This window comes from Bradyrhizobium sp. WYCCWR15520, from assembly GCF_056174665.1.
Map to the genome: position 1 here is coordinate 1 of NZ_JBWBWM010000142.1, position 1,514 is coordinate 1,514.

At 54.6% G+C, this 1,514-nt stretch carries 1 protein-coding gene and 1 pseudogene; one reads left to right on the plus strand and one right to left on the minus strand.

Features of this window, described 5'->3' with window-relative positions:
• Positions 1 to 281 precede the first annotated feature (281 nt).
• A pseudogene (locus AC0QUY_RS42535) lies at positions 282 to 485 on the minus strand (transposase domain-containing protein); the annotation flags it as partial.
• Between the two features lie 662 nt (positions 486 to 1,147).
• On the opposite strand from AC0QUY_RS42535, the gene AC0QUY_RS42540 reads away from it, so the two are divergent.
• Positions 1,148 to 1,399, plus strand: coding sequence for a type I restriction enzyme HsdR N-terminal domain-containing protein (locus tag AC0QUY_RS42540; RefSeq protein ID WP_161855518.1), 252 nt, complete (start codon positions 1,148 to 1,150; stop codon positions 1,397 to 1,399).
• The last annotated feature ends 115 nt before the right edge of the window (positions 1,400 to 1,514 follow it).

Consider the following 1,514-nt stretch of genomic DNA (forward strand, 5'->3'; position numbering starts at 1 on the left):
CGAACAGTCCATGCCTTGCGAATATGCTGTGTAGGGTCGGAGGGAAGGCTCGGCGGTCATCCGCGTCTGCGAAATTCAGCTGACTGAGGTCAGCGATCAAACTGGAGTATAGTGCAGCTGCACGGCCATCAGCTGTGCGTTCCTGCGCCTCCCCGAATTGAGCGTAAACCTGAGTGTTCATAGCCATACGGCCCACAATGATCCCGGCTTCGTGCCAATTCATCCCCGTGGCTACCGCAGCTACACATTGGTATAGTGTGGATGCAAGGTAAGGGTCGTTTTCAGGCCACGGCTTTGAGGGCTTGAGCGCGGTAGGCCCAGGGCGGTAGCTGGTCGATGTCGCGGTTTGGATGCCCGTTGACGATCCTTCTCAGGACGTCGGTGAGATAGGCGAGCGGATCGACGTCGTTGATCTTGCAAGTCTCGACCATGGACGCGACGACAGCCCAGTGTTCGGCACCGCCCCTCCGAGAGCCCCGCGAAAGCGGGGTTCGTCTTTTATAGAACTTCTTTGATCTCTTGATCAGAGTCTCGAACCACTCTTTCGGCACGCTGCTATAAGATTAGGAGCGGCACTTGTCCGTATGATGGTGAGCCACGAGACGAGATCGAACGGAAGGAGCGGCAGGTCTTCGAGATTGCCACCTATGCTGTCTCTTCTTATTCGAAGGACTTTACAAAAGCCGACGCTTCACTACGTAAGATGACGCTGACTTTCTTGAAGGAGGCGAAGGCACAATCCGGATTCCTTATCGACCATCTTGCGTGCGGTTGTAAACTTGCCAAAAACGAGGCAGGACGAATTTTCGTCACTACTGGAGAAGACCGAGCTTGGGAGTATTATCACAGCTTCAAGCTTGATTGCTGAGCGCGTAGTGGCTCTGGAAGTCTTGAAAGGAATGGTTTTCAATCCGGAATATCGACACACCACACGAGAGCGCGGGGAGCTGGATGTCATAATCAGGGACAACACCTGGATGGTCGGTGAGCGGTTTCACATCGCTCTTTCGGAGATCGGATTCGGAGATCGGACTCACCCGAGTTATGGAGCGGGTGTCGCAGGAATTTGGCAATAAAGCCTCGAAGAAGCGAGTGAAGAAAGTAGACGGGTCGTCTGCCCGGCTCGACAACTTTCTGGGACGGATGCGTGCCGCATCCCGATCAAACCAAGCGCGAGTTTATCGTCATCGAATTGAAGCGCCCATCCCTGAAAGTCGGCCGCAAGGAACTTGATCAGTTAGAAGACTACGTAAATGCCCTGATGGCACAACCTGACTACTCCCGCACCGACACGCAGTGGACGTTCTTCCTTGTTACCGGAGAATATGACTCTTCGATCACTTCACGGATAACGCAGAAGGACCGCCCAGTCGGACTTTTCTTAAAGAGTCGGCCGTGAAGAACGCCGGATTTCAACTCGGGACGAATTGAAGTCGGACCGTGAGCTGGGCGAGGAACTGGCGCAACAAGAGCTCGAGCCAGCGGATGAGACGCCGGAAGTTGTAGCCCGCTGC